Origin of the sequence: Nocardia sp. NPDC050793 (assembly GCF_040654065.1) — a bacterium.
Classification (GTDB): domain Bacteria; phylum Actinomycetota; class Actinomycetes; order Mycobacteriales; family Mycobacteriaceae; genus Nocardia.
In genome coordinates, this window is the sequence record NZ_JBFAHG010000002.1 from 193,601 (window position 1) to 216,737 (window position 23,137).

The window sequence follows — 23,137 nt, forward strand, 5'->3', positions numbered from 1 at the left end:
GGGTTTACTGCTCCTGGTTCTCGTTGACCGCGTCGTCGGGATCCACGACGGCGAGGACGGCGCCGATGTCGACCTGCTGGCCGACGGTGACATTGAGCGCGCTCAGCACGCCCGCGGTGGGCGCGGCGATGGCGTGTTCCATCTTCATCGCCTCCAGCCACAGGATCGGCTGCCCGGCGTCCACTCGGCTGCCGGCTTCGGCGCCGAGCCGGATCACGCTGCCCGGCATGGGGGCGAGCAACGAACCGGTGGCCACCTGGTCGGCCGGATCGCTGAAGCGCGGCAGCCTGCGCGCGCTCACCGGCCCGAGCGGCGAGTCGACGCAGACCAGATCGCCGTAGCGCGCGACGGTGAACGCCCGCCGCACCGGTCCGCGTTCGCCGGGCACGCTCAGCACCACGCGCTCGGGGCTCAGCTCCACCAGCTCGACGTCCTCGTGGCCGTCCACCGTCACGCCGGAGCGGGTGAACCGGTAGCCGACCTCGTGCACGCCGCTGATGCGGCTCTCGTAGGACTTGCGCTGCGACTGCGAGGGCAGATTGCGCCAGCCGCTCGGCAGTCCGCCGCCGACCCGCGCCGCCACGCGGTTGACCGCGGCGTCCGCGAGCGCGGCCGCGACGATGGACAACGCCTCGTCGGGCTCGGAGACCAAAGGCGCTGCGAGCGTCGACAATCCGTGCGTCTCGAAGAACGCCGTGTCGGTGTCGCCGGCCAGGAAGGCGGGGTGACGCAGCACCCGCACCAGCAGGTCGCGGTTGGTCACCAGGCCGTGGATGCGGGCGCGCTGCAAGGCCGTGGCGAGCAACCGGGCCGCCTCGCTCCTCGTCTCGGCGTAGGAGATGACCTTGGCCAGCATCGGGTCGTAGTGCACGCCGACGACCGAACCATCGACGACGCCGGTGTCCAGGCGCACACCTGCGCGGTCGAGCAGATCGAATTCCGTGGTGACCGAGGGGATGTCGAGCCGGTGCACGGTGCCGCTCTGCGGCTGCCAGTCGTGCGCCGGGTCCTCGGCGTAGAGCCGGACCTCGATCGAATGTCCGCGCATGGCGGGAGGTTCGGCGGGTAGCCTGCCGCCCGCGGCCACGTCCAGTTGCAGGCGTACGAGATCCAGTCCCGTCGTGCATTCGGTGACCGGATGTTCCACCTGGAGACGGGTGTTCATCTCCAGGAAGAAGAAATCGCCCTGCTCGTCGGCGAGGAACTCGACGGTGCCCGCGCCGGTGTAGCCGATCGCGCCCGCGGCCAGCCGAGCCGCCTCGAACAACCGCTCACGCATGAGGTCGATCCGCTCCACCAGCGGCGACGGCGCCTCCTCCACGACCTTCTGGTGACGGCGCTGAATGGAGCACTCGCGCTCGCCGATCGACCAGATCGTGCCGTGCGTATCGGCCATCACCTGGACTTCGATGTGCCTGCCGGTCTCCAGGTAGCGCTCGCAGAACACGGTCGGATCGCCGAACGCGGATTCCGCCTCGCGCCGGGCCGCCGCGATCTGCGGTTCCAGGTCGGCGAGCTCGCGCACCACCCGCATGCCGCGCCCGCCGCCACCGGCCGACGCTTTGATCAGCACCGGCAGGTGCGCGTCGGTGACCTCGGTCGGGTCCAGTTCGGCGAGCACCGGCACGCCTGCGGCGTCCATCATCTTCTTGGACTCGACCTTCGAGCCCATCTGCTCGATGGCCTCGATCGGCGGTCCGATCCACACCAGACCCGCCCCTTGCACCGCACGCGCGAATTCCGCGTTCTCCGAAAGGAATCCGTATCCGGGATGGATGGCGTCGGCTCCGGCGGAGAGTGCGGCCTCGACGATCAGCTCGCCGCGCAGGTAGGTCTCTGCGGGCGTGTTGCCGGGAAGCCGGACCGCGGCGTCGGCCTCGCCGACGTGCGGGGCCGCTGCGTCCGCGTCGGAGTACACCGCGACGGTCGCGAGGCCCATCCGCCGGCAGGTGGCGAAGACGCGGCGGGCGATCTCGCCGCGATTCGCGACCAGAACGGTCGAAATGGACGCGCCCGTCGCCAGGCCGCTCGAATCACTGTGCGCTGCGCGCTCGCCCGTCACCGAATCACTCTGTGATGCTGTCATTTTCGGCCTCACATCCGGAAGACGCCGAAGCCGTCGGCGCCCTTGATCGGGGCATTGTGGATGGCCGAGAGCGCCATGCCCAATACCGTACGGGTGTCGCGGGGATCGATGACGCCGTCGTCGTAGAGCCTGCCCGACATGAACATCGGCAGCGATTCGGCCTCGATCTGCGCCTCGATCATGGCGCGCATGCCCGCGTCGGCCTCCTCGTTGAACGGCACGCCCTTGGCCTCTGCGGCGGCGCGGCCGACGATCGAGATGACACCGGCCAGCTGAGCGCCGCCCATGACCGCGGATTTCGCGCTGGGCCAGGCAAACACGAAGCGCGGATCGTAGGCGCGACCGCACATGCCGTAGTGCCCCGCGCCGTAGGAGGCGCCCATCAGCAGCGAGATGTGCGGCACCTTGGAGTTGGAGACCGCGTTGATCATCATCGCGCCGTGCTTGATGATGCCCTTCTGCTCGAACTCCTTGCCGACCATGTAGCCGGTGGTGTTGTGCAGGAACAACAGTGGCGTATCCGACTGGTTGGCCAGCTGGATGAACTGCGCCGCCTTCTGCGCCTCCTCGGAGAACAGCACACCGCGCGCGTTGGCGAGGATGCCGACCGGATAGCCGTGCAGCTCGGCCCAACCGGTGACCAGGCTGCTGCCGTACAGCGGCTTGAACTCGTCGAAATCGGAGCCGTCCACGACGCGCGCGATCACCTCGCGCGGGTCGAACGGGATCTTCAGATCGGAGGGGACGATGCCGAGCAGCTCCTCGGAGTCGAACAGCGGCTCGATCACCTCCGCGCGTGGCGCGGGACCCTGCTTCTTCCAGTTCAGGCGCTTGACGATGGACCGGCCGATGCGGATCGCGTCCTGCTCGTCTGCGGCCAGGTAGTCGGCCAGACCCGATGTCCTGGCATGCATTTCGGCGCCGCCGAGGGATTCGTCGTCGGACTCCTCGCCGGTGGCCATCTTCACCAGCGGCGGGCCGCCGAGGAACACCTTGGAGCGCTCCTTGATCATCACCGTGTAGTCGGACATGCCAGGGATGTAGGCGCCGCCCGCCGTCGAGTTGCCGAATACCAGCGCGATGGTCGGAATGCCCATCGCGGAGAGCTTCGTCAGGTCGCGGAACATCCGGCCGCCGGGGACGAAAACCTCTTTCTGCGTGGGCAAGTCGGCGCCGCCGGATTCCACGAGCCCGATCACCGGCAGCCGGTTCTCCATGGCGATATCGTTCATGCGCAGGTTCTTGCGCAGCGTCCACGGGTTGGAGGTGCCGCCGCGCACGGTGGGATCCGGTGCGACGATCATGCATTCGACGCCTTCGACGATGCCGATGCCCGCGATCACACTGCCGCCGACGTGGAAATCGCTGCCCCACGCCGCCAGCGGGCACAGCTCGAGGAACGGCGAGTCCTCGTCGATGAGCAGTTCGATGCGCTCGCGCGCGGTCAGCTTGCCGCGCTTGCGATGCCGCGCCATCTTGTCCGGGCCGCCACCCGCGACGTTCTTGGCGAACTCGGCGCCGATCTCGGTGAGCTTGGCGTTCATCGCCTCCGCGGCGGCGCTGTACTCGACCGAACCGCTGTCGAGTGTGCTGCGCAGAATCGTCATGACTGGTACCCCAATCGTTTGGCCGCCAGTGCGGTCAGGATCTCGGTGGTGCCACCGCCGATGCCGAGGATGCGGATGTCACGGTACTGGCGCTCCACCTCGGACTCGCTCATGTAGCCGAGACCGCCGAAGAGCTGGACGGCCTGGTTGGCCACCCACTCGCCCGCCTCGACCGCGGTGTTCTTCGCGAAGCACACTTCGGCGATCAGATCGGTCTCGCCATTGGCGCTGCGCTGCACCACATCTCGGGTGTAGACGCGGGCGACGTCGATGCGCCGGGCCATCTCGGTCACCGTGTTCTGCACGGCCTGCCTGCTGATCAGCGGGCGGCCGAAGGTCTCGCGGTTGCGCACCCATTCGAGGGTCAGCTCGAGACAGCGCTGCGCCTGCGAATATGCCTGCACCGCGAGGCCGACCCGCTCGCTGACGAACGCGCCCGCGATCTGATAGAAACCGGAATTCTCCTGTCCCACCAGGTTTTCCACCGGCACCCGCACGTCCACGTAGGACAGTTCCGCGGTGTCGGAGGCGCGCCAGCCCATCTTGTCCAGCTTGCGGCTGACGGTGAAACCGGGCGTGCCCTTCTCCACGACCAGCAGCGAGATGCCTCCCGAACCGGAGCCGCCGGTGCGCACCGCGGTGACCACGAAGTCGGCGCGGCAGCCGGAGGTGATGTAGGTCTTCGCGCCGTTGACGATGTAGTGATCGCCGTCCCGGCGCGCGGTGGTGGTGAGGTGGCCGACGTCGGAGCCGCCGCCCGGCTCGGTGATGGCCAGCGAGCCGATCTTCTCCCCGGCCAGCGTCGGGCGTGCGAAGCGCTCGATCAGGTCCTCGTTGCCGGAGGCGATGATGTGCGGCACCGAGATGCCGCAGGTGAACAGCGAGGCGAACAGCCCGCCGGACGCGCCGGCCTGGTGCATCTCCTCGCAGACGATCATGGCGTCCACGCCGTCGCCGCCGGAACCGCCCGCCGACTCGGGGAACTGCGCGCCGAGCAGGCCGAGCGCGCCCGCCTTCTTGTGCAGCTCGCGGGGGATCTCGCCGTCGCGCTCCCAGTCGTCGAGGTGCGGCAGGATCTCGCGCTCCACGAAACCGCGCACGGTGGAGCGCAATTCGCGTCGCTCCGGCGTGTTCCAGGGACTGACTACGGCACTGGTCATGAGAGCAGCTCCACGGGGATATCGAGGTGACGGGACCGCAGCCATTCGCCGAGCCCCTTGGCCTGCGGATCGAAGCGGGCCTGGTAGGCCACGCCCTTGCCGAGCAGGCCGGAGACGATGAAGTTCACGGCGCGAAGGTTCGGCAGCACGTGCCTGGCGACCGGCAGGGAAGCGGCCTCCGGCAGCAGTTCCTTGATCCGGTCCACGGTAAGCGTGTGCACCAGCCAGCGCCACTGGTCGTCGGTGCGTACCCAGACGCCTACGTTCGCGTCGCCGCCCTTGTCGCCGCTACGCGCCAGCGCGACGGCGCCGAGCGGGGCGCGGCGAGTTTCGCCCGCAGCCAACGGCTCCGGCAGATACGGTTCCGAAATACTTTCCAGCGCAGCGGTTTCCGTCGCGGACGCGACCTCGATACGAGTGCCGTCCGGCAGCACCGCGGAGTGCGGCACTTCGGCGGCGTCGACGAATCCGGGCGTGAAGACGCCATACGGCGAGCCGTTGCCGGGCAGGGTGGTGAAGGTACACCCGGGGTAGCTGGCCAGGGCGAGTTCCACCGCGACGTTGGAGAAGGCGCGGCCGACTTTGTTCGGGTCGGGGTCGCGGACCACGCAGCGCAGCAGCGCGCTGGCCTGCTCCTCGGTGTCGGCGTCCGGCCGGTCCAGCCGGGCCAGCGTCCACTCCAGCTCGGCCGGGCGCACCGGCAGCCAGGATTCCAGCTGACGTTGCGCCAGTGCGGCTTTCGCCGCGATGTCCAGGCCGGTCAGCACGAATTCCATCTCGTTGCGGAAGCCGCCGAGGGTGTTCAGCGAAACCTTGAGCTGCGGCGGCGGCGCCTCGCCCCTGACGCCGCTGATGAGCACCCGGTCCCGGCCCTCCTGGCTCAGCCGGATGCTGTCGAGCCGCGTCGTGACGTCCGGGCCCGCGTAACGCGCGCCCTGGATCTCGTACATCAGCTGGGCCTCGACCGTGTCGACGGTGACCGCGCCGCCGGTGCCCTCGTGCTTGGTGATCACACTGCTGCCGTCACGGCGGATCTCGGCGATCGGGAAGCCCGGCCTGCCGAGATCGGCGAGCTCGGTGAAGAAGGCGTAGTTGCCGCCGGTGGCCTGGGTGCTGCACTCGATCACGTGTCCCGCGACCACGGCGCCCGCGAGCGCGTCGTAATCGGTTCTGCCCCAGCCGAAGTGCGCCGCGGCCGGGCCGACGATCACCGAGGCGTCGGTGACCCTGCCGGTGACCACGATGTCGGCGCCCGCGTTCAAGCATTCGACGATGCCCCACGCGCCGAGGTAGGCGTTGGCCGTGAGCGGGTTGCCGAGTCCGAGTTCGCTTGCGCGCGAGAGCAGATCGTCGCCTTCGACGTGCGCGACCTTGGCGTCCAGCCCGAGATCGGCGGCCACCTTGCGCAGCTTCTCGGCCAGCCCGGCCGGATTCAGGCCGCCCGCGTTGGCGACGATCTGCACATTGCGTTCCAGCGCGAGCCCGAGGCAGTCCTCGATCTGCTTGACGAAGGTCTTGGCGTAGCCGAGGCTCGGGTCCTTCATCCGGTCCCTGCCCAGGATCAGCATGGTCAGCTCGGCGAGGTAGTCGCCGGTGAGCACGTCGAGCTGCCCGCCCTCGAGCATCTCGCGCATGGCGCTGAGCCGATCTCCGTAGAACCCGGAACAGTTGCCGATGCGGATGACATCCGGATCGGCGGCCAACTTTGTCATCAGCCGGAGGCCTCCTTGCGGTGGAGTTCACGTTCCGGAACTCAGCATCACATCCGATCGGAAAAAAATCAAGCGTGCGTGCTTGTTAATAGTTCAAGCAGGTCAGGGGCACGGCGGCATACCCGCCGGGGCCCTTTGGAGCCGCAACCCACCAGAATGGATCCATGTCCACCGACGTCACCGTGATCCTGCTGCTCGCCCTCGCCGGCTTCCTGATCGGCGGCGCGTACTCCACCTGGAAGACCTCTCGCCCGCTTTCCATCTCCTTGGCAGTCTGCGCCATCCTCGCCGCGGGCGGGGCCATCGCCTGGGGTTTCTTGTAGTGCGCCTTGCAGGCCCTCACCCTCCTTGATGGCGCGGGTGAATTGCACACGGATGCCGCTCGGCCTCCATGCGCAGGGAGGTAGGGGTGACGTCCTCGATCAGTTCGGCCCGTGGGTTTCGCCTGAACATCGCTGCCACAAACCGTGCATACGCTTCACACCGGCACCGCCTCTGTGAAGCGTATGAAACCTGTGTGGAAAGTTCCTAGCCGTTTCGAGACAGGCGGAAGATGCGGAGGTCTTCCGGGACGCCGCTGAGGGGTGCCGCGAAGAAACTGCGTCGGTAAGGCTTGACGGTCAAGCCGAGTTCGGTGAGGGTTTCCGGCTCCAGGGATTGGAGGGTGGCCTCGGAGAGCATGGTGTTGCCGTTGCCGCCCGCCTCCATGACGCGCGCGGCGATGGTGACGTCGACGCCGAGCCAGTCGCCGCCGATCTCGCGCGGCGAGCCTGTGTGCAGGCCCATCCGCATGCGCGGGCGGTAACCGCGCAGGTCGACCTGGCTGAGGTTGCGCTTGGCCTGCACGGCGGCGCGCACGGCGCGGTCGGCGGAGGGGAACACCGCCATGACGCCGTCACCCATCCGCTTCACCACCCGGCCGCCGCGGTCGGCGATGGGCGGTTCGATGGCCTTGGCCACTTCGCGCAGCAGTTCGAGGGTCACCTCGTCGCCCGCCGTCAGCGACCAGCTGGAGAAGGCCACCAGGTCGGTGAACATGACGGTGATCTCTTCGCTGCCCTTGCCGCGGCCGACGCGCTCCAGCATGGCCTGCCAGACCTGCAGCGCGCCGAAGCCGATCTCGCGGGCCGCGCTTGGATTGTCGCCGACGAGCTTGTCGGCGGCCCTGGCGACCGCGCGGGCGCCGCCAGGCCCGCTGACGGACAGCGGATCGCCGAAGGACGGGTCACCCGGAAGTTGTTCGCGCGCCTTGCGGAGCACGTCGATCAGATCCGGGCGCTGGTTGGCCGCGTTCATCAACGCCGCGATCTGTTTCTTGCGAAGAGCCCGCCCCGAACGACGGGCGCCGTTGGCCTCGTCGGCGGGCGACAACGGAATCACGACCTCGGATTCGACGCCGCCATCGTCCTCCGGCCGCGACCCTGGTTCGGCACCGCCGGACGGTGTATCGCTCACGCCCCGAGCGTATCTCAGCCCGCGCAGCGTCGGCCGGTTACCAATCATCGGCGGGAAACAACCACCGGCCCGGCGGTGAAGGGGGATTGTCTTCACGCGCCGGGCCGGTGACGCGCACAGCCCGCCGGGCAGTGGCGGACAGTGCTACGGGGCCGCGAACCTCCCGACAAGGTCGCTTCCCCGCGCCCGAGTGGCGAGGGAGGCAACTCGGGCAGCTCTTCGGTTTTCTCAGGCGTCGCGCTTGTTCACCACGACCAGCGCCGCGCCGAACACGAGGGCGACGAAGGCCGCGAAGTAGAGCAGCGCGGTCCAGGCGCCCCAGTGCCACGGCAGCGCGGTGTCCTCGAGCCCGAGGAAGCGGTTGGCGTTCTGGAAGGGCAGGAACACCTGGATGTTGCGGCCGTACTTGCCGAAGGCGCCGACGATCGGCTCGATCAGCACCGGCCACACGATCAGCAGCGACAGCGCGCCCGCCGACTGGCGGATCAGGGCGCCGACGCCCACCGAGAGGAAGACGACCAGCGCGGCGAAGATCGGCACCGCGTAGAAGACCTTCAGATCGCCGTCGGTCAGGCTGAGCTTGCTGCCGACATCGCTGTCGGTCAGACCCGCGAGGATGAGGAAGCTGAGGAAGGTGAGGATCGCCGACAGCACCGCGGCGCCGACCGCGATCATGCTCGCCTTGGTGACCAGCACCACGGAACGGTGCGGCACCGCGAGGAAGGTGGCCTTGATGGTGCCGAAGCGATATTCGCTGGTCACCGCCAACGCGGCCAGGATCATGATCAGGATGTAGCCGAAGCCGGGGATGAACGAGACACCGGTGATACCGAGGCCCGCCATCACGTTCTCCGCGAACGGCGGTTCCGGAGCGATCGACGGGTCTTCCTTGTAGGCGTTCATCGACACGTTCAACAGCAGGCTGAACAAGGCCGTGATGCCGAGGGCGAACACCACCGTGAGGGCGGTGCACCACCAGGGCGACCTGGTCGAGGTGAGTTTGATCCGTTCCGCTGCCAACACGCCCATCAGAGCGCACCTCCCATCGCTGTGTAGGACGCGGCGTCCGCGGGTCCCTTCGTGGTTACGCCGGCTGCCGCCTCCGGGCCCGTCGCTCCCGCCGGGTCGAAACCTTCGCCGTGGTACTGCACCGAACCGCCTGTCATCCGCATGAACGCCTCCTCCAGCGAGGCACGCTGCGGCGAGAGCTCGAACAACGTGATGTCGTTCGCGCCAGCCAGCTTGCCGACCGCGTCGCTCGGCACTCCGGCCACCAGCAGCGCCGCTCCGTCCGAACCGTCCTCGCGCACAGTCATGCCGTTCGAGGTGAGCAGGCTGCGCAGCTGGTCGAGCTGCGGGCTGCGCACCCGCACGGACTGCTCGGAGGCGCGTTCGATGAACTCGCGCGTCGTGGTGTCGGCGATCAACTGACCGCGACCGATCACCACCAGATGCTCGGCGGTCTGCGCCATCTCCGAGAGCAGGTGACTCGAGACGAGCACCGTGCGGCCCTCGGATGCCAGCCGCTGCATGAACCGGCGGATCCACAGGATGCCCTCCGGGTCGAGGCCGTTCACCGGCTCGTCGAACAGCAGCACCTCGGGATCGCCGAGCAGCGCGCCCGCCAGGCCCAGCCGCTGCGACATGCCCAGCGAGAAGCCGCCCGCGTTCTTGCCCGCGACCTCGGAGAGGCCGACGAGACGCAGCACCTCGTCCACCCGCGACTTGGCGATGCCGTTGGAGGCAGCGAGCCACTGCAAATGCGAGCGTGCCGAACGGTTCGGATGCACCCACTTGGCGTCCAGCAGCGCGCCGACGGCGCGCAGCGGATGGTCCAGCTCGTGGTACTGCTTGCCCTTGATGAGCGCGGTACCCGCGGTCGGTTTGTCCAGGCCCAGGATCATCCGCATCGTGGTGGACTTACCGGCGCCGTTCGGTCCCAGGAAGCCCGTCACCTGTCCGGGTCGCACGATGAAGGACAGATCCTGAACCGCGGCGGTCTGGCCGTAATGTTTGGTCAGGCCCCTCAGTTCGATCATGGGGTCCAGCATTCCGCAAAACCGCGCGTCGCGCGTCCCTACTGAGTTGTCGATCCCGTCATCCTTGCGGATGAGTTGGCCCCTGAGTCCCGGGTTCAGAGCTCCGGGGAAGACGCCTGGGCCCAGAAGCGCTTGGGGATGCGGCCCGCCTGCCTGGCGAGATGGCCCGCGCGGACGGCGTCGGCCATCGCCGCGGCCATCAGCTCGGGCCGCTTGGCGCGGGTGACGGCGGTCGCGAGCAGCACCGCGGAGCAGCCGAGTTCCATGGCGAGGGCGGCGTCGCTCGCGGTGCCGATGCCCGCGTCCAGGATCACCGGGACGCCCGCGGCGGCCACGATCATCTCGATGTTGTGCGGGTTGCCGATGCCGAGCCCGGTGCCGATCGGGGCGCCGAGCGGCATGACGGCGGCGCAGCCCGCGTCCTCCAGACGCCGCGCCAGCACCGGGTCGTCGGAGGTGTAGGGCAGCACGACGAAGCCCGCGTCCACCAATTGTTCGGCGGCGCTGAGCAATTCGATCGGATCCGGAAGCAGGGTGCGTTCGTCGGCGATCACCTCCAGCTTCACCCAGTTGGTGTCGAGCGCCTCGGCGGCCAGCTGCGCGGTGAGCACGGCCTCGGCGGCGGTGCGGCAGCCCGCGGTATTGGGCAGCGGCATGATGTCGAGACGCTTCAGCAGGTCGAGCACGCCGGTGCCGCCCGCTGCGTCCACCCTGCGCATGGCGACGGTGGTGAGCTCGGTGCCGGAGGCGATCAGCGCCTCCTCCAGCACGGCGAGGCTTTCGGCTCCCCCGGTGCCCATGATCAGCCGGGAACCGAACTCGCGGTCGGCGATTCGTAGCGGGGACTGCGTGATCACATTGCCTCCGTAGCACTGTCGAACGGTGCACGTCGACCGGGGAAGCGCAATGCCTTCGGTCGCGCCTCGGCGTCCAGTGCCCGCTCAACCACCCTGGACCGCCGTCAGCACCTCGAGGGTCCAACCGCGACCGACCTGCTCGTCCCAGCGCGACTTCGGGAACACCGCGCCGTCGACGGCGAGCGCCACTCCCTGACAGGGCAGCTCGAGGCGGGCCAAAAGCTCACGGACGGTGAGCGGTTCGGCGAATTCGTAATCCTGCCCGTTCACGGTGACGCCGATGGGAACGGATGTCGCGGTCATCGAACTCCTCCTGCTGTGGATAGGGACGACGCGCCCGGCGTCGTCGAAAAGCGTTGCGGGTCAGCGGCTTGCGCCTCGGTAAGCACCGTGCCGTCGAGCAGAGCGAGCACCGCGTCGACGGTCAGCGGCACGGTGAGCATGCCGTTGCGGCCGTGTCCGGTGGCGGCGATCACCCGATCGGCGAGCCTGCCGATCAGCGGCAGGTTGTCGGGGCTGCCCGGCCGGGAACCCGCCGCGGCCTCGGCGAGTTCGTATTCGCCGATGCCGGGCAGTACGGCCTCGGCGTCGGCGATCAGGTCGCGGACCCCGGCCACCGTCACCGCCGTGTCGAAACCGGCCTCGTACTGCGTTGCGCCAACGACGATTCCGTCCCGGCGCGGGACCAGATACACCGGCCTGCCGTGCACCCTGGCGCGGATCACCCGCTGCGGGGCGGGCGCCGCGCCCGGCCGGTGCCTCAGCCGCAGGATCTCCCCCTTGACGGGTCGCACCGGCAGTCCAGGCCACAGTCGCGCCGAGGCCGCGCCCGCGGCGAGCACGATCTGGTCGAAGGCGAGCGCGTCCAGGTCGGTGATCTCCTCGGCGCGCAGTTCGACGCCCGCGGCGGCCACGGCGTCGCGCAGGCCGTCGAGCAGACGCCGGTTGTCGGTGGCGGGTTCGGCGGAAGCCAGCAAACCGGCGCGCACGGTGCGGGCGAGCGTCGGTTCCAGCGCGCGCACGCCCGCGCGGTCCAGCACGCGCAGTTCGTGACCGTGTCCGCCCACCCAGTCCGCGACGGTGCGCAGGTCGGCGGCGTCCGCGCCGTCCAGCGCGACGGTGAGGGTCTCGTCGGCGACGAAGACCTGTGCGCCCGAGACGGATTCCAGCCTGGCCGCGAACTCCGGCCAGCGAGCCAGCGCGGCGGCGCCGAATTCGAGAACGCGATCCTCACCGGGCCAGCCCTCCGAGAGCGGAGCCAGCATCCCGCCCGCGACCCACGAGGCGCCCGATCCGACCGCGGGATCGAACAGCGTGACCTGCCATCCCGCCTCGGCGGCCCGCCACGCCACCGACAGCCCGATGACGCCGCCACCGACGACGGCGAGAGTCCGCATGCTGTCCACCTACCTCATCCGTGCGGGGGTACTCACGCACCGTCCCGGCGCGCCGCGGCCGACGTGCTCGTCCCGCCTTCTGTTCGCATCCCCACGGTAGCGCGGCTACCGTCGAAGGCGTGCAACCCTCCCTCCCGAACCGAACGCTGCCGCCACGGGAGCGCCTCGCTACCGCGCGGCTCTATCTGTGCACCGACGCCCGGCGCGAGAAGGGCGATCTGGCCAAGTTCGCCGAAGCCGCGCTCGCGGGCGGGGTCGACATCATCCAGCTCAGAGACAAGGGATCACCGGGCGAGGCCAAATTCGGGCCGATGGAGGCCAGAGCCGAACTCGGCGCGCTCGCCGAGCTCAAGGCCGCGGCCCGCAGGCACGGCGCGCTGCTCGCGGTGAACGACCGCGCCGACATCGCGCTCGCCGCGAACGCCGACGTGCTGCACCTCGGCCAGGGCGACCTGCCGCCCTGGTACGCGCGCCGCATTCTCGGGCCGGACGTGGTGATCGGCCGCTCGACACACAACCGTGCCCAGACCGGGCTCGCCGCCATCGACGAGCACATCGATTACTTCTGCACCGGTCCGGTGTGGACCACCCCGACCAAGCCGGGCAGGCAAGCCTCGGGCATCGACCTGATTCGCTCGACTGCCGACGCGCACCCGACCCGGCCGTGGTTCGCCATCGGCGGGATCGATCAGCAGCGGCTGCCCGAACTGCTTGCGGCGGGCGCCGAGCGGATCGTGGTGGTCCGCGCCATCACCGAGGCCCGTGACCCCGAGGCCGCCGCCCGCGAACTCAAGTCCGCGCTGCTGGCCAACGCGAGGCTGTAGTCAGGACAGCACCTGTCCCCTGGTCAGCGAGAGCACAGTGACCGGGGGCGGCAGCTGTTCTGCGGCCGGTTCCTCGGTCGCCGCGTCGAGGATCCGCGCCACGCCGCCCGGGCCTTCCGGATCCGAATGCAACCAGATGAATCCCTGATCGGCGAGGTCGACGGTGCGTGGAAGGGCCTCGGCGACGGCTCGCGAATCATCGAGCTCGGTGAGACAGGCCCTGGCCGGGACGGCGCGCAGTGCGGGCCAGGCGACAGCGAAACCGGGGTGCAGCGGCCGCGCCTCGACCTCGCCCTCCGGTACCCAGGCCAGTTCGGTGCTCTCCCGGTTGGCGCTGGTCGGCAAGGTCATCACCGCGTCGGCGATCACCGTGGTGTAGGTCCAGCCGCTCAGCGCGGACGCCGTCACGCGTTCCGCGCGCACCCGGACGTCCGAGGGGTGGATGCCCGCCTCCTCCCATGCTTCCCGCACCGCCGCGTGCACCGGGGTCTCGTGGCTGTCGCGCGCACCGCCGGGCAACGCCCAGGTACCGCCCTGATGACTCCACGGAGCGCGATGCTGGAGCAGCACCGCCGAGCCGCCCGCGGCAAGCGGCGCGCGCAGCAACAATCCGGCAGCACCGAACTTGCCCCAGTGCTTCAGTCCGTCCGGACCTCGCGACCACCCGTCGCCGTCACCGCGCATCGCCAACCATCCTCATCCAGCCGTGGCAGGGGGTGTTCGACACGCCACGGCACCGGTAGGACCACAATAAACTGCGACACAGGGGCACAGATGGGGCGCGGACCCGGAGGTGGACGATGGCTCGGACCGAGCAGCTTGCGGCGGTGCGACCGCCGTCGGTCGCTGCCGAGCACCCGCGCAAACACCTCCGCGCCGTGTCCGCCGCGGCCGTCCGCGAGCACCTCGATCTCGCCAATCTGCGGTCCTTCGCACACTCGTCGCCCGGCCGGCTGATTGCCCTTGGATTGCTGCTCATCGGCCTGTGCGTGACCGCGGGCGCGGTGACGGCGGCGACGGTGAGCGATCGCCAAGAGCAACTGCGCATTCTGCTCGACGAGACCGAGCCGAACGCGCACTCCGCGCACCGCCTCTACACGTCGCTGTCCATCGCCGACGCCGCCGCGAGCACCGCGTTCATCGCGGGCGGTGTGGAGCCGGAGCCGGTGCGCGACAGATACTCCCAGGCGGTCGGCGAGGCGGCGGCCGAGCTGGTCACCCAGTCCGGGCGCGCCGACACCCGCGCCGACGCACGACTGCGGACCGGCATCGCGACCGGTCTACCGGTCTACTCCGGCTTGGTCGAAACCGCGCGCACCAACAATCGCACCGGTCATCCCGTCGGCGCGGCCTATCTGAGCGAAGCGTCGAATCAGATGCAGACCACCCTGCTGCCGATGGCCGGGGAACTCCAGGACCATCGCTCCGAAGCCGTGGACGCCGCGCAGCGCGCCCACGTCCGCCCGCCGTGGACGGCCATCGGCTTGCTGATCCTCGCCCTGGTCGTCCTGGTCTGGGCGCAGACTCAACTGGCGAGGCGGTGGCGGCGCACCTTCAATGTGGGCCTGCTGCTCGCCTCCGGCGCGATGCTGATCCTCCTGGCGTGGACCGTGATCGCGGGATCGATGTCAGCTGTCTCGATGATCAGCGGCCGCGACGACGCGGCGGTGCCCGCCTCCCGGCTGATCGAAGGCCGCATCGTCGCCCAGCAGGCCCGCGCCGCGGAGACGCTGAAGCTGGCGCGCCGCGAACTGACCGGCGACTACGACCGCACCTTCGATGCCAGCATCGCCCGCCTCGGCGAACTGCTGGGCGGCTACCCGGGTTCCGCGTACGCCGCCGACGACGTCGCGAATGCCCGTGCCGCACTGGAGCGTTGGCGGATATCACACGAGCGGATGAACGAGGCGCTCGCGCGCGGCGATTTCCACGGCGCGGCGGTGGTGGCCACCGGACCGGGCGTTGCCCAGTCCACCGCGAACGTCGACGCGCTCGACAGCTCGCTCGACAACGGCATCACCGAGACGCGGAGCACCCTGCGCTGGGAGATCTCCCAGGCCATTCGCGTGCTCGGCTTCCTCGCCACCGGCGCCTTGGTCCTCGGCATCGTCGCCGCCGCCTATGTCGGCCTCGGCCTGTGGCCTAGATTGCGGGAGTATCGATGAACACAGCATCGATGAACACGGCACGCGGCCTGCTGGCCGCCGCACTCGCCGCCACCGCCTTCCTCGGCGGCTGCGCGGCGCCCCCCGATACCGCGGGCACCGCCAAGGTCGGCTCCTACACCGAGCCGCCGCTGCCCGCGAAAGCCACTCCGGTAGAGACCGATACGCCGCTGCCGAACCCCGACGAGCTGCAGTGCGGTGACCCCACCGCCAGCCTGCGGCCCACCGGATCCGGCCGGGCCGCCAGCGGCCCGACCCTCGACGCAATCCGTGCCCGCGGCCGGTTGCTGGTCGGCCTGGACACGGGCAGCAACCTGTTCAGCTTCCGCGATCCGGAAACCGGCTCCATCGAGGGCTTCGACGCCGACATCGCCCGCGAGGTCGCGCGCGACCTGCTCGGCAGCCCGGATCTGATCGAATTCCGCGTTCTCGGCTCGGCCGATCGGGAGCGGGCCCTGCAGGAGCACACCGTGGACGTGGTCGCCAAGACCATGACCATCACCTGCGAACGGCGCACGAAGGTCGCGTTCTCCACCGTCTACCTGCGGGCCGACCATCGGATCCTGGCCATGGAGAACTCCGGCATCACCGGCGTCGCCGATCTCGCGGGCAAGCGGGTGTGCGTGGTGCGCGGCACCACCTCGCTGGACCGCATCCGCCGCGAACAGCCCGCCGCAGCCCTGCTGACCGTGCCGACCTGGGCCGACTGCCTGGTGGTGCTGCAACAACGGCAAGTCGACGCGGTGAGCACCGACGACGCGGTCCTGTTGGGCCTGGCCACACAGGACCCGTATACCGAGCTGGTCGGCGGCAGCATCAGCGTCGAACCGTACGGCATCGGCATCCCCAAGGAAGCCGACGATCTGGTGCGATTCGTCAACGGGACCCTGGAGCGGGTGCGCGCCGACGGCACCTGGACCCGGATGTACGAGCGGTGGCTCGCCGCACTCGGCCCGACGCCGAGTCCGCCCGCTGCCACGTATCAAGACTGAGGGGCGATGACGACGCGATACCTCCCCTTCCCGCGACCGGACGACGGCAACGAGCCGATGGGCTCCGGACCCTCCGGCTCGGAGTCGGGCGACGCCGAAGCGCCGCCGACTATCCGCTGGTCGGATCCACTCGCTCACCGGCAGGACAGCGACGAATCATCCGGGGGCACAGCCCATTCCGATGACGAAGGACCGGCAACCCAGCTGAGCCCGCCGTCCTCGCGCACCGACGACGACGAGCACACCGGGCCGGTAGCGGACCGCCGGACGGAGTCCGCCGACACTGCGGCGGGAGGCGCCGCGACCGCCGCGGCGCAGCCTCCGAACCAAGCCGTCGAACCGACCGGCACCATGGCGTTCGCCGAACCGCCAAGCACGATGGCCGCCGAAGTCAGCGACGAGACCCTCCGCTCCGAGCCGGATTCCGCTGGGGCATCGCGTACCTCGGGCCGCAGCGTGCGGTCCCGGCCATCGGTGCGCAGGCTCGGCGGCGGCTTGGTGCCGATCCCGACGGTCCCGCCCGCGGACCCGATGGCGGCGGTGCTCACCAATCCGGTGGTCGCCGAGAGCAGGCGCTTCTGCTGGCGCTGCGGCAAACCCGTCGGCAGGGCGACCGCGGTGCGCCCGGCGACGACGGCCGGCGCCTGTGAGACCTGCGAAGCGTCTTACGATTTCCGTCCTTCGCTGCGCCCTGGCGATATGGTCTCCGGCCAGTACGAGGTCCAGGGCTGTCTGGCGCACGGCGGGCTCGGCTGGATCTACCTCGCGATCGACCGCAACGTCAGCGACCGATGGGTCGTGCTGAAGGGCTTGCTGCACGCGGGCGACGCCGAAGCGCAAGCGGTCGCGGTGGCCGAGCGCCAATTCCTCGCCGAGGTCACCCATCCCAGCATCGTCAAGATCCACAACTTCGTCGAGCACCCCGGTCTTGACGGCTTCCCGATCGGCTACATCGTGATGGAGTACGTCGGCGGACGTTCGCTGCGCGCGGTGCTCGACACCTGCGAACGGCCCGCGCGGCTGCCGGTCGCCGAGGCGATCGCGTACGTGCTGGAAATCCTGCCCGCGTTGGACTACCTGCATTCGACCGGCTTGGCCTACAACGACCTCAAGCCCGACAACATCATGATCACCGAGGACCAGGTCAAACTGATCGACCTCGGCGCGGTCACCACGTTCGACGCGTACGGAAACCTGTACGGCACCAAAGGATTCCAGGCACCGGAGATCGGCAAGACCGGCCCGACGGTGGCCTCCGACATCTACACCGTCGGTCGCACACTCGCGGTGCTCACCCTGAACATGCCCATGGAGCACGGCCGCTACCTGGACGGCATCCCCGATCCCGCACAGCAGCCCGTGCTGGAACGCTACGAGTTCTTCCACCGCCTGCTGCTCACCGCGACCGATCCGGACCCGGCGCGCAGGTTCGGCTCGGCCCGCGCGATGGCGGCTCAGCTGTCCGGCGTCTTGCGGGAAATCCTCGCGCTGGACACCGGCGCCGAGCATCCACAGTTGTCCACGGTGTTCAGTCCACAGCGCACCAGCTTCGGCGCCGAGGAACTGATCAGCCAGACCGACGCCTACGTCGACGGCATCGGCCGCAGCAGCCTGCTGCGCTCCGCGGACATCGCGGCGGCGCTGCCGATTCCGCTGATAGACCCGGCCGACCCGTCCGTTCCCCTGCTCGCCGCCGCCGTGCACCCGGAGCCGCGGCAGGCGCTGGAGGCGCTGCACGAGGCTCGCGAACGCGCCGCCGCCGATCCCGAGAACGCCCCGGAGACTTTGGATCTGGAGCTCTCTCTCGCCGAGGCCAGGTTGCGGCTCGACATGGGCGAGCCTGCCACGGTGCTGTACCTGCTGTCCCGAATCCCGGCCTACGACTGGCGCATCGACTGGTACACCGGTCTCGCGGAGCTGCGGGAGCAGAACTACGAGCGGGCGTTCGCGGCCTTCGAGTCGGTGCTGCATGTGCTGCCCGGCGAGATCGCGCCCAAGCTCGCACTCGCCGCGACCGCGGAACTGATTCTCCAGCACTGGGATTCGGATGATCCGGAACAGTGGCGGGCGTACGCGGAGAAGTTCTACGGCACCGTCTGGCGCACCGACCGCGCGGTGGTGAGCGCGGCATTCGGGCTGGCCAGGCAGCTCGCGGCGGCGGGAGGGGTCGAGGCCGCGGTGGACGCGCTCGACGAGGTCCCCAGCTCCTCGCGCTGCTACGCCGCGGCGCGGATGACCGCGGTGCTCTTGCTGCTCACCGCGTCCCCGGTGGCCGAGCTCGACGAGCCGACGCTGCACGTGGCAGCCTCGCGGGTGCAGATGCTGCCCGCCGGTGAGAGCCGCGCGCTCCAGATGCGGGTGCTCGTGCTCGGCGCCGCGCTGGCCTGGCTGCAAGCGGGCAACACTCCGAAACGCCCCGACGCCAAGCTGTTCGGCGCCGCGTTCACCGAACGGGATCTACGCGACGGCACCGAATCGGGGCTGCGCGCCCTCGCCCGCCACGCGCCCGGCCGCGAACATCGCTACGCGCTGGTCGATCTCGCCAACAGCATCCGCGCCCACACCTGGTTCTGACCCGAGAAACCCGGCCGCTGCGGCGGAACAGCGGCCGGGCCGGATCCGGGCGCGGGAGCAATCGGCAGCCGGGAAGGTCCGCGGGCCGCGCCGCGCCGGGGGCAGCCGGAGCGGCTGGAGGGAGGCGAGGGCGTCGCTCCCAACGGCCCGCGGGGCTCCTCGGATACCTGGCGACCCCGATCCGCTTTCCATCCTGGCGGGGCGACCATGAGGAATCCGTGAGGTTTTCTAGAGTGTGGCTACCGCTCCGAAACCACCCGACGGGCGGCGCGGGCGATGGCGAGTTCCTCGTTGGTCGGCACCACCAGAACCGCTACCCGAGCATCCGGCGGGGAGATGAGTCGTGCGGCGCGGTCTGCGGCGGTGTTGCGCGCCGCGTCGACCTCGATGCCGAAACCGGACAGGCCGGCCAGCGCGTCGGCGCGGACATCCGGGCTGTTCTCGCCGACTCCCGCGGTGAACGTAATGGCGTCGACGCCGCCCAGCTCTACCAGATACGCGCCGAGGTAGCGGCGCAGCCGGTGGATGTAGACGTCGTAGGCCAGCTGGGCAGCGGCGTCGCCCGCGTCGATCAGCCTGCGCAGTTCGCGGAAGTCGTTGACACCGGACAGGCCCTTGATGCCCGAATCACGATTGAGGAGTTCCTCGATCCGCTCGATGTCGAAGTGAGCCGAGCGCACCAGGTGACCGATGATGCCGGGGTCGATGTCGCCGCCCCGCGTACCCATCACCAGGCCCTCCAGCGGCGTCAGGCCCATGCTGGTGTCGATCGGCCTGCCGCCGCGGATCGCCGACGCGGACGCGCCGTTGCCCAGGTGGAACACGATCTGGCGCAAGGTTTCCTGGTCGCGACCGAGCACCTCGGCGACCCGCGCTGACACGTATTCGTGCGAGGTGCCGTGAAAGCCGTACCTCCGGATGCCATGCGCGGCGGCGACTTTCGCGTCGATGGCGTACGTCTTGGCCGCGTCGGGCAGACCGTGGAAGAACGCTGTGTCGAACACCGCGACCTGCGGCACGCCGGGCAGCAGTTCCCTGGTGCTCTCGATCCCGGTGACATTGGCCGGATTGTGCAGCGGGGCGAGGGCGGAGAGCTTCGAGATCTCCTCGACCACCTCGTCGGTGATCAGCGTCGGCTCGTAGAACACCTCGCCGCCGTGCACCACCCGGTGCCCAACCGCCCGCACGCCCGCACCGGCCAGGTCGTAGCCCGTCTCCGCGAACAGGTCGAACACCAGCTGCAAGCCGGCCTTGTGGTCGGCGATCGCCTCGGCGCGCTCGACGGTGCGGCCCCCTGCGCGGTGCTCGACAGCCCCTTCCCGCTCCCCGATCCGTTCCACCAGACCGGAGGCCGCCACGGCGCCCGTCTCCGGGTCGAGCAGCTGGTACTTGATGGACGACGAGCCGGAATTGATCACCAGCACAAGGTCATCGGCCGCGTTGCTCATCATGCCTCCTGCGTCTTCCTGCGACCCCGCACCGTACCGATGCGCGGCCCCTACCCGCGGCAACCCTGCTCACCGCACGTTTGTTCCTGGTGGGCGAGTGCGGAGTCTCACTGCCCCTGCGCCTGGATGGCGGTGATCGCCACGGTGTTGACGATGTCGGCGACCAGCGCACCGCGCGAGAGGTCGTTGACCGGCTTGCGCAGGCCCTGCAACACCGGGCCGATCGCGACGGCGCCCGCGCTGCGCTGCACCGCCTTGTAGGTGTTGTTGCCGGTGTTGAGATCCGGAAACACGAACACCGTGGCCCGTCCGGCCACCTCGGACTCGGGCAGCTTCGCGTCGGCGACCGTCGGTTCGATCGCCGCGTCGTACTGAATCGGGCCCTCCACCAACAGTTCCGGGGCGCGCTCGCGGACCAGCTTGGTCGCCACGCGCACCTTGTCCACGTCGGCTCCGCTACCGGATTCGCCCGTGGAGTAGGACAGCATGGCGATCTTCGGGTCGATGCCGAACCGCGCGGCGGTCTGCGCGGAGGAGATCGCGATATCGGCCAACTGCTCGGAGGTCGGGTCGGGAACGACGGCGCAGTCACCGTACGCGAGCACCCGGTCGGCCAGGCACATGAGGAACACGCTGGAGACGGTGGCGACGCCCGGCACCGTCTTGATGATCTCGAAAGAGGGCCGGATGGTGTGCGCGGTGGTGTGCGCCGCGCCGGAGACCATGCCGTCTGCGATGCCCTTGTAGACCATCATGGTGCCGAAATAGGAGATGTCCGCGACGGTTTCGCGGGCCCGCTCCAGCGTCATGCCCTTGTGCTTGCGTAGTTCGGTGTACTCGGCGGCGAACTCGTCGAGGTAGCCGGAGGTGCGCGGGTCGAGCACCACGGCCTCGGAGATGTCGACGCCGAGTTCGGCGGCGCGGGCCCGGATGGCCGACTCGTCGCCGAGGACGACCAGATCGGCGATCTTGCGCTGCAACACTCGACCCGCGGCGCGCAGGATGCGGTCGTCGTCGCCCTCGGGCAGCACGATCCGCTTGCGATCGGCCCTGGCCTGCTCGATCAGCTGGTACTCGAACATCTGCGGGGTGACCACCGAGCTGCGCGGAACGCTGATGCGCCGCAACAACTCCGGCGCGTCCACATGCTGCTCCATCAGGGCGAGCGCGGTGTTCACCTTGCGCGGGTTGCCCGCCGACATCCGTCCCCTGGTGCGGTACGCGGCGCTGGCCGTGTCATAGGTGCCCAAGCTCGTGGTGAGGATCGGCAGCTTCTGCTTCAGGCCTGCCATCAGGCGCGCGACGGCGGGGTGGGGCAGCATATCGCCATTCATGATGATGCCCGACAGCGACGGAAAGCCCTCGGCCTCATGGGCGTTCACCACGCTCAGCAGCACGTCCGACCGGTCGCCCGGCGCGATCACCACGACACCGTCGACCAGCCGCTCCAGAATGTGCTCGGCGGTCATGCCGCCGACCATGACCTTCAGCGCCTCGCGTTGCAGCAATTCCGGGTCACCGCTGTACATTTCGCCGTCGACCGCCTCGCACAGCTCCGCCATTGTCGGCGCGATCAGCAGCGGCACCTCCGGCAGCGACCAAGACGGCACGTCGAAACCGCTCAGCACGGAGCAGATTTCCTTCAGCTCGTCCGGATCGCAGCGGTTCGCGACGATCGCCACCAGCGCCGCGTGCTCCTGCTGCAGTTCGCTCGCACACAGCTCGACCAGCTGCCTGATCTCGACCGGGGTGCGGTCGGAGCCGCGCACCACGAGCAGCACCGGCGCGCCGAGGTTCACCGCGATCCTGGCGTTGAACCGCAGCTCGCTCGGGCTTGCCACGTCGGTGTAGTCGCTGCCGATCACCACCACCGCGTCGCAGACCTTGGCCACCTCGTGGAAGCGCATCACGATCTCGCTGATCGCGGCGTCCGGATCGTTGTGCACCTGTTCGTAGGTGACGCCGACGGCCTGGGCGTAGTCGATGTCGGCGGTGCTGTGCTCGAGCAGCAACTCCAGGATGTAGTCGGGCTCGGTGGTCGAGCGGGTGATCGGACGGAACACCCCGACCCTCGCGGTGGTGGCGCACAGCATCTGCAGCATGCCGAGCGCGACCGTCGACTTGCCGGTGTCGCCCTCCGGCGAAGCGATGTAGACGGTGGACGGAGCGGATTCGACCATGATCCCGAGCTTAGTGAGCCGACACGGCGAGGCCCGGCCAACCGATGGCAAATATTCGGGAAATCACGTTCGGCGGCGACCTCGCCTATATTCCGGCATATGACGACGCAGTTCCCGGACCGGCAGTGGGGTTCGCGCACCAACATCCTGTCCCGCGTGGCGAACCGTTTCGCGGCGACCGAACCGGGGTCTTGGGTGATTCGCAAGATCACCCCGCTGGACCGCCAGGTGCTGGAGCGCACCGACGCCAAGTACACGATTCTGGGACCGATCGGCGCGCCGGTCATCCTGCTGACCACCACGGGCCGCAAATCGGGTCAGCCGCGCACCCAGCCGCTGCTGTACGTGCACGACGGCGACACCCTGTACGTCATCGGCAGCAACTTCGGCCAAGCGCACCACCCGGCCTGGACCACCAACCTGCTCGCCGACCCGAACGCGACCGTCGCCATCGCCGGCGAACGCATCCGCGTCACCGCGACGCCGGTCGAGGGCGAGGCCAAGGAGCCGATCTTCCAGCGTTTCGTGGAAGTGACCGGTGCGTACGCCGCCTACCGCGACCGGACCACCCGCGATCTGCGCATCTTCGCGCTGACTCGCGCCTGAGTCGGTCAGGCGGCGAGGCGAGAGACCGGAGCGCG

Annotated in this window: 19 protein-coding genes; 6 read left to right on the forward strand and 13 right to left on the reverse strand. The window is 69.5% G+C overall.

Annotated elements, in window-relative coordinates; all coding sequences use genetic code 11:
- Positions 1-4 precede the first annotated feature (4 nt).
- Genes AB0H50_RS06410 through AB0H50_RS06425 form a run of 4 tightly spaced genes read right to left on the reverse strand, consistent with a single transcriptional unit; the run spans position 5 to position 6,565 of the window.
- Positions 5-2,062 carry a biotin carboxylase N-terminal domain-containing protein gene (locus AB0H50_RS06410; RefSeq protein ID WP_357447829.1) on the reverse strand — a complete coding sequence of 686 codons (2,058 nt, stop codon included), beginning with the start codon at positions 2,060-2,062 and terminating at the stop codon, positions 5-7.
- Between the two features lie 32 nt (positions 2,063-2,094).
- On the reverse strand, positions 2,095-3,693 hold the full coding sequence (locus AB0H50_RS06415; protein WP_357447832.1) for a carboxyl transferase domain-containing protein: 1,599 nt from the start codon (positions 3,691-3,693) through the stop codon (positions 2,095-2,097).
- On the reverse strand, positions 3,690-4,853 hold the full coding sequence (locus AB0H50_RS06420; RefSeq protein WP_357447835.1) for an acyl-CoA dehydrogenase family protein: 1,164 nt from the start codon (positions 4,851-4,853) through the stop codon (positions 3,690-3,692). Before AB0H50_RS06420 ends, AB0H50_RS06415 begins: the two co-directional genes overlap by 4 nt.
- A complete protein-coding gene (locus AB0H50_RS06425; RefSeq protein ID WP_357447838.1) occupies positions 4,850-6,565 on the reverse strand; it encodes an acyclic terpene utilization AtuA family protein in 1,716 nt (571 codons plus the stop codon). Before AB0H50_RS06425 ends, AB0H50_RS06420 begins: the two co-directional genes overlap by 4 nt.
- 164 nt (positions 6,566-6,729) lie before the next feature.
- Here AB0H50_RS06425 and AB0H50_RS06430 point away from each other — a divergent pair, with 164 nt between their 5' ends.
- The gene (locus AB0H50_RS06430) at positions 6,730-6,888 is read left to right on the forward strand and encodes a hypothetical protein (protein WP_357447841.1); all 159 of its coding nucleotides are present in this window, start codon (positions 6,730-6,732) and stop codon (positions 6,886-6,888) included.
- A 205-nt stretch (positions 6,889-7,093) separates the two neighbouring features.
- Here the strand turns inward: AB0H50_RS06430 and AB0H50_RS06435 are convergent, their stop codons facing one another.
- From AB0H50_RS06435 to thiO, 6 genes are all read right to left on the reverse strand, one after another.
- Complete coding sequence (locus tag AB0H50_RS06435; protein WP_357449322.1) at positions 7,094-7,861, reverse strand: adenylate/guanylate cyclase domain-containing protein; 768 nt, start codon at positions 7,859-7,861, stop codon at positions 7,094-7,096.
- Positions 7,862-8,248: 387 nt separating this feature from the next.
- On the reverse strand, positions 8,249-9,049 hold the full coding sequence (locus AB0H50_RS06440; RefSeq protein WP_357447844.1) for an ABC transporter permease: 801 nt from the start codon (positions 9,047-9,049) through the stop codon (positions 8,249-8,251).
- A complete protein-coding gene (locus AB0H50_RS06445) occupies positions 9,049-10,059 on the reverse strand; it encodes an ABC transporter ATP-binding protein (protein ID WP_357447847.1) in 1,011 nt (336 codons plus the stop codon). The genes AB0H50_RS06440 and AB0H50_RS06445 overlap by 1 nt, the downstream gene beginning before the upstream one ends.
- A 95-nt stretch (positions 10,060-10,154) precedes the next feature.
- Positions 10,155-10,913 carry a thiazole synthase gene (locus tag AB0H50_RS06450; RefSeq protein ID WP_357449324.1) on the reverse strand — a complete coding sequence of 253 codons (759 nt, stop codon included), beginning with the start codon at positions 10,911-10,913 and terminating at the stop codon, positions 10,155-10,157.
- 87 nt (positions 10,914-11,000) lie between these two features.
- A complete protein-coding gene (gene thiS / locus AB0H50_RS06455; RefSeq protein ID WP_357447850.1) occupies positions 11,001-11,219 on the reverse strand; it encodes a sulfur carrier protein ThiS in 219 nt (72 codons plus the stop codon).
- Positions 11,216-12,313 carry a glycine oxidase ThiO gene (thiO, locus tag AB0H50_RS06460; protein WP_357447854.1) on the reverse strand — a complete coding sequence of 366 codons (1,098 nt, stop codon included), beginning with the start codon at positions 12,311-12,313 and terminating at the stop codon, positions 11,216-11,218. The genes thiS and thiO overlap by 4 nt, the downstream gene beginning before the upstream one ends.
- 119 nt (positions 12,314-12,432) lie before the next feature.
- Between thiO and thiE the strand changes: the two genes are divergently transcribed.
- Positions 12,433-13,137, forward strand: coding sequence for a thiamine phosphate synthase (gene thiE / locus AB0H50_RS06465; RefSeq protein WP_357447857.1), 705 nt, complete (start codon positions 12,433-12,435; stop codon positions 13,135-13,137).
- On the opposite strand, the gene AB0H50_RS06470 is transcribed toward thiE, so the two are convergent.
- Positions 13,138-13,821: an NUDIX hydrolase gene (locus AB0H50_RS06470; RefSeq protein WP_357447860.1), complete on the reverse strand. Its 684-nt coding sequence runs from the start codon at positions 13,819-13,821 to the stop codon at positions 13,138-13,140.
- A 116-nt stretch (positions 13,822-13,937) separates the two neighbouring features.
- Here AB0H50_RS06470 and AB0H50_RS06475 point away from each other — a divergent pair, with 116 nt between their 5' ends.
- The 3 genes from AB0H50_RS06475 to AB0H50_RS06485 are packed head-to-tail and all read left to right on the forward strand — an operon-like array spanning position 13,938 to position 18,868.
- A complete protein-coding gene (locus AB0H50_RS06475; protein WP_357447862.1) occupies positions 13,938-15,302 on the forward strand; it encodes a hypothetical protein in 1,365 nt (454 codons plus the stop codon).
- Positions 15,303-15,313: 11 nt separating this feature from the next.
- A complete protein-coding gene (locus AB0H50_RS06480) occupies positions 15,314-16,294 on the forward strand; it encodes a glutamate ABC transporter substrate-binding protein (protein ID WP_357449326.1) in 981 nt (326 codons plus the stop codon).
- 6 nt (positions 16,295-16,300) lie between these two features.
- Entirely contained in the window at positions 16,301-18,868 is a 2,568-nt protein-coding gene (locus tag AB0H50_RS06485) for a serine/threonine-protein kinase PknG (protein WP_357447865.1), read from the forward strand.
- A gap of 239 nt (positions 18,869-19,107) precedes the next feature.
- Here the strand turns inward: AB0H50_RS06485 and AB0H50_RS06490 are convergent, their stop codons facing one another.
- Positions 19,108-20,316, reverse strand: coding sequence for an acetate kinase (locus tag AB0H50_RS06490; protein WP_357447868.1), 1,209 nt, complete (start codon positions 20,314-20,316; stop codon positions 19,108-19,110).
- Between the two features lie 107 nt (positions 20,317-20,423).
- Positions 20,424-22,496, reverse strand: a complete 2,073-nt coding sequence (pta, locus tag AB0H50_RS06495) for a phosphate acetyltransferase (protein WP_357447871.1) — start codon at positions 22,494-22,496, stop codon at positions 20,424-20,426.
- A gap of 99 nt (positions 22,497-22,595) precedes the next feature.
- On the opposite strand from pta, the gene AB0H50_RS06500 reads away from it, so the two are divergent.
- Positions 22,596-23,102: a nitroreductase/quinone reductase family protein gene (locus tag AB0H50_RS06500; RefSeq protein ID WP_357447874.1), complete on the forward strand. Its 507-nt coding sequence runs from the start codon at positions 22,596-22,598 to the stop codon at positions 23,100-23,102.
- Positions 23,103-23,137: the final 35 nt, after the last annotated feature.

What these genes read in the sequence shown, in the direction of transcription:
- AB0H50_RS06445 (WP_357447847.1), bottom strand. Translation starts at nt 10,059, where the DNA reads ATGATCGAACTGAGGGGCCTGACCAAACATTACGGCCAGACCGCCGCG.
- AB0H50_RS06435 (WP_357449322.1), bottom strand. Translation starts at nt 7,861, where the DNA reads ATGAACGCGGCCAACCAGCGCCCGGATCTGATCGACGTGCTCCGCAAG.
- AB0H50_RS06415 (WP_357447832.1), bottom strand. Translation starts at nt 3,693, where the DNA reads ATGACGATTCTGCGCAGCACACTCGACAGCGGTTCGGTCGAGTACAGC.
- AB0H50_RS06430 (WP_357447841.1), top strand. Translation starts at nt 6,730, where the DNA reads ATGTCCACCGACGTCACCGTGATCCTGCTGCTCGCCCTCGCCGGCTTC.
- AB0H50_RS06490 (WP_357447868.1), bottom strand. Translation starts at nt 20,316, where the DNA reads ATGAGCAACGCGGCCGATGACCTTGTGCTGGTGATCAATTCCGGCTCG.
- AB0H50_RS06470 (WP_357447860.1), bottom strand. Translation starts at nt 13,821, where the DNA reads ATGCGCGGTGACGGCGACGGGTGGTCGCGAGGTCCGGACGGACTGAAG.
- pta (WP_357447871.1), bottom strand. Translation starts at nt 22,496, where the DNA reads ATGGTCGAATCCGCTCCGTCCACCGTCTACATCGCTTCGCCGGAGGGC.
- AB0H50_RS06420 (WP_357447835.1), bottom strand. Translation starts at nt 4,853, where the DNA reads ATGACCAGTGCCGTAGTCAGTCCCTGGAACACGCCGGAGCGACGCGAA.
- AB0H50_RS06440 (WP_357447844.1), bottom strand. Translation starts at nt 9,049, where the DNA reads ATGGGCGTGTTGGCAGCGGAACGGATCAAACTCACCTCGACCAGGTCG.
- AB0H50_RS06475 (WP_357447862.1), top strand. Translation starts at nt 13,938, where the DNA reads ATGGCTCGGACCGAGCAGCTTGCGGCGGTGCGACCGCCGTCGGTCGCT.
- thiS (WP_357447850.1), bottom strand. Translation starts at nt 11,219, where the DNA reads ATGACCGCGACATCCGTTCCCATCGGCGTCACCGTGAACGGGCAGGAT.
- thiO (WP_357447854.1), bottom strand. Translation starts at nt 12,313, where the DNA reads ATGCGGACTCTCGCCGTCGTCGGTGGCGGCGTCATCGGGCTGTCGGTG.
- AB0H50_RS06480 (WP_357449326.1), top strand. Translation starts at nt 15,314, where the DNA reads ATGAACACGGCACGCGGCCTGCTGGCCGCCGCACTCGCCGCCACCGCC.
- AB0H50_RS06485 (WP_357447865.1), top strand. Translation starts at nt 16,301, where the DNA reads ATGACGACGCGATACCTCCCCTTCCCGCGACCGGACGACGGCAACGAG.
- AB0H50_RS06425 (WP_357447838.1), bottom strand. Translation starts at nt 6,565, where the DNA reads ATGACAAAGTTGGCCGCCGATCCGGATGTCATCCGCATCGGCAACTGT.
- AB0H50_RS06500 (WP_357447874.1), top strand. Translation starts at nt 22,596, where the DNA reads ATGACGACGCAGTTCCCGGACCGGCAGTGGGGTTCGCGCACCAACATC.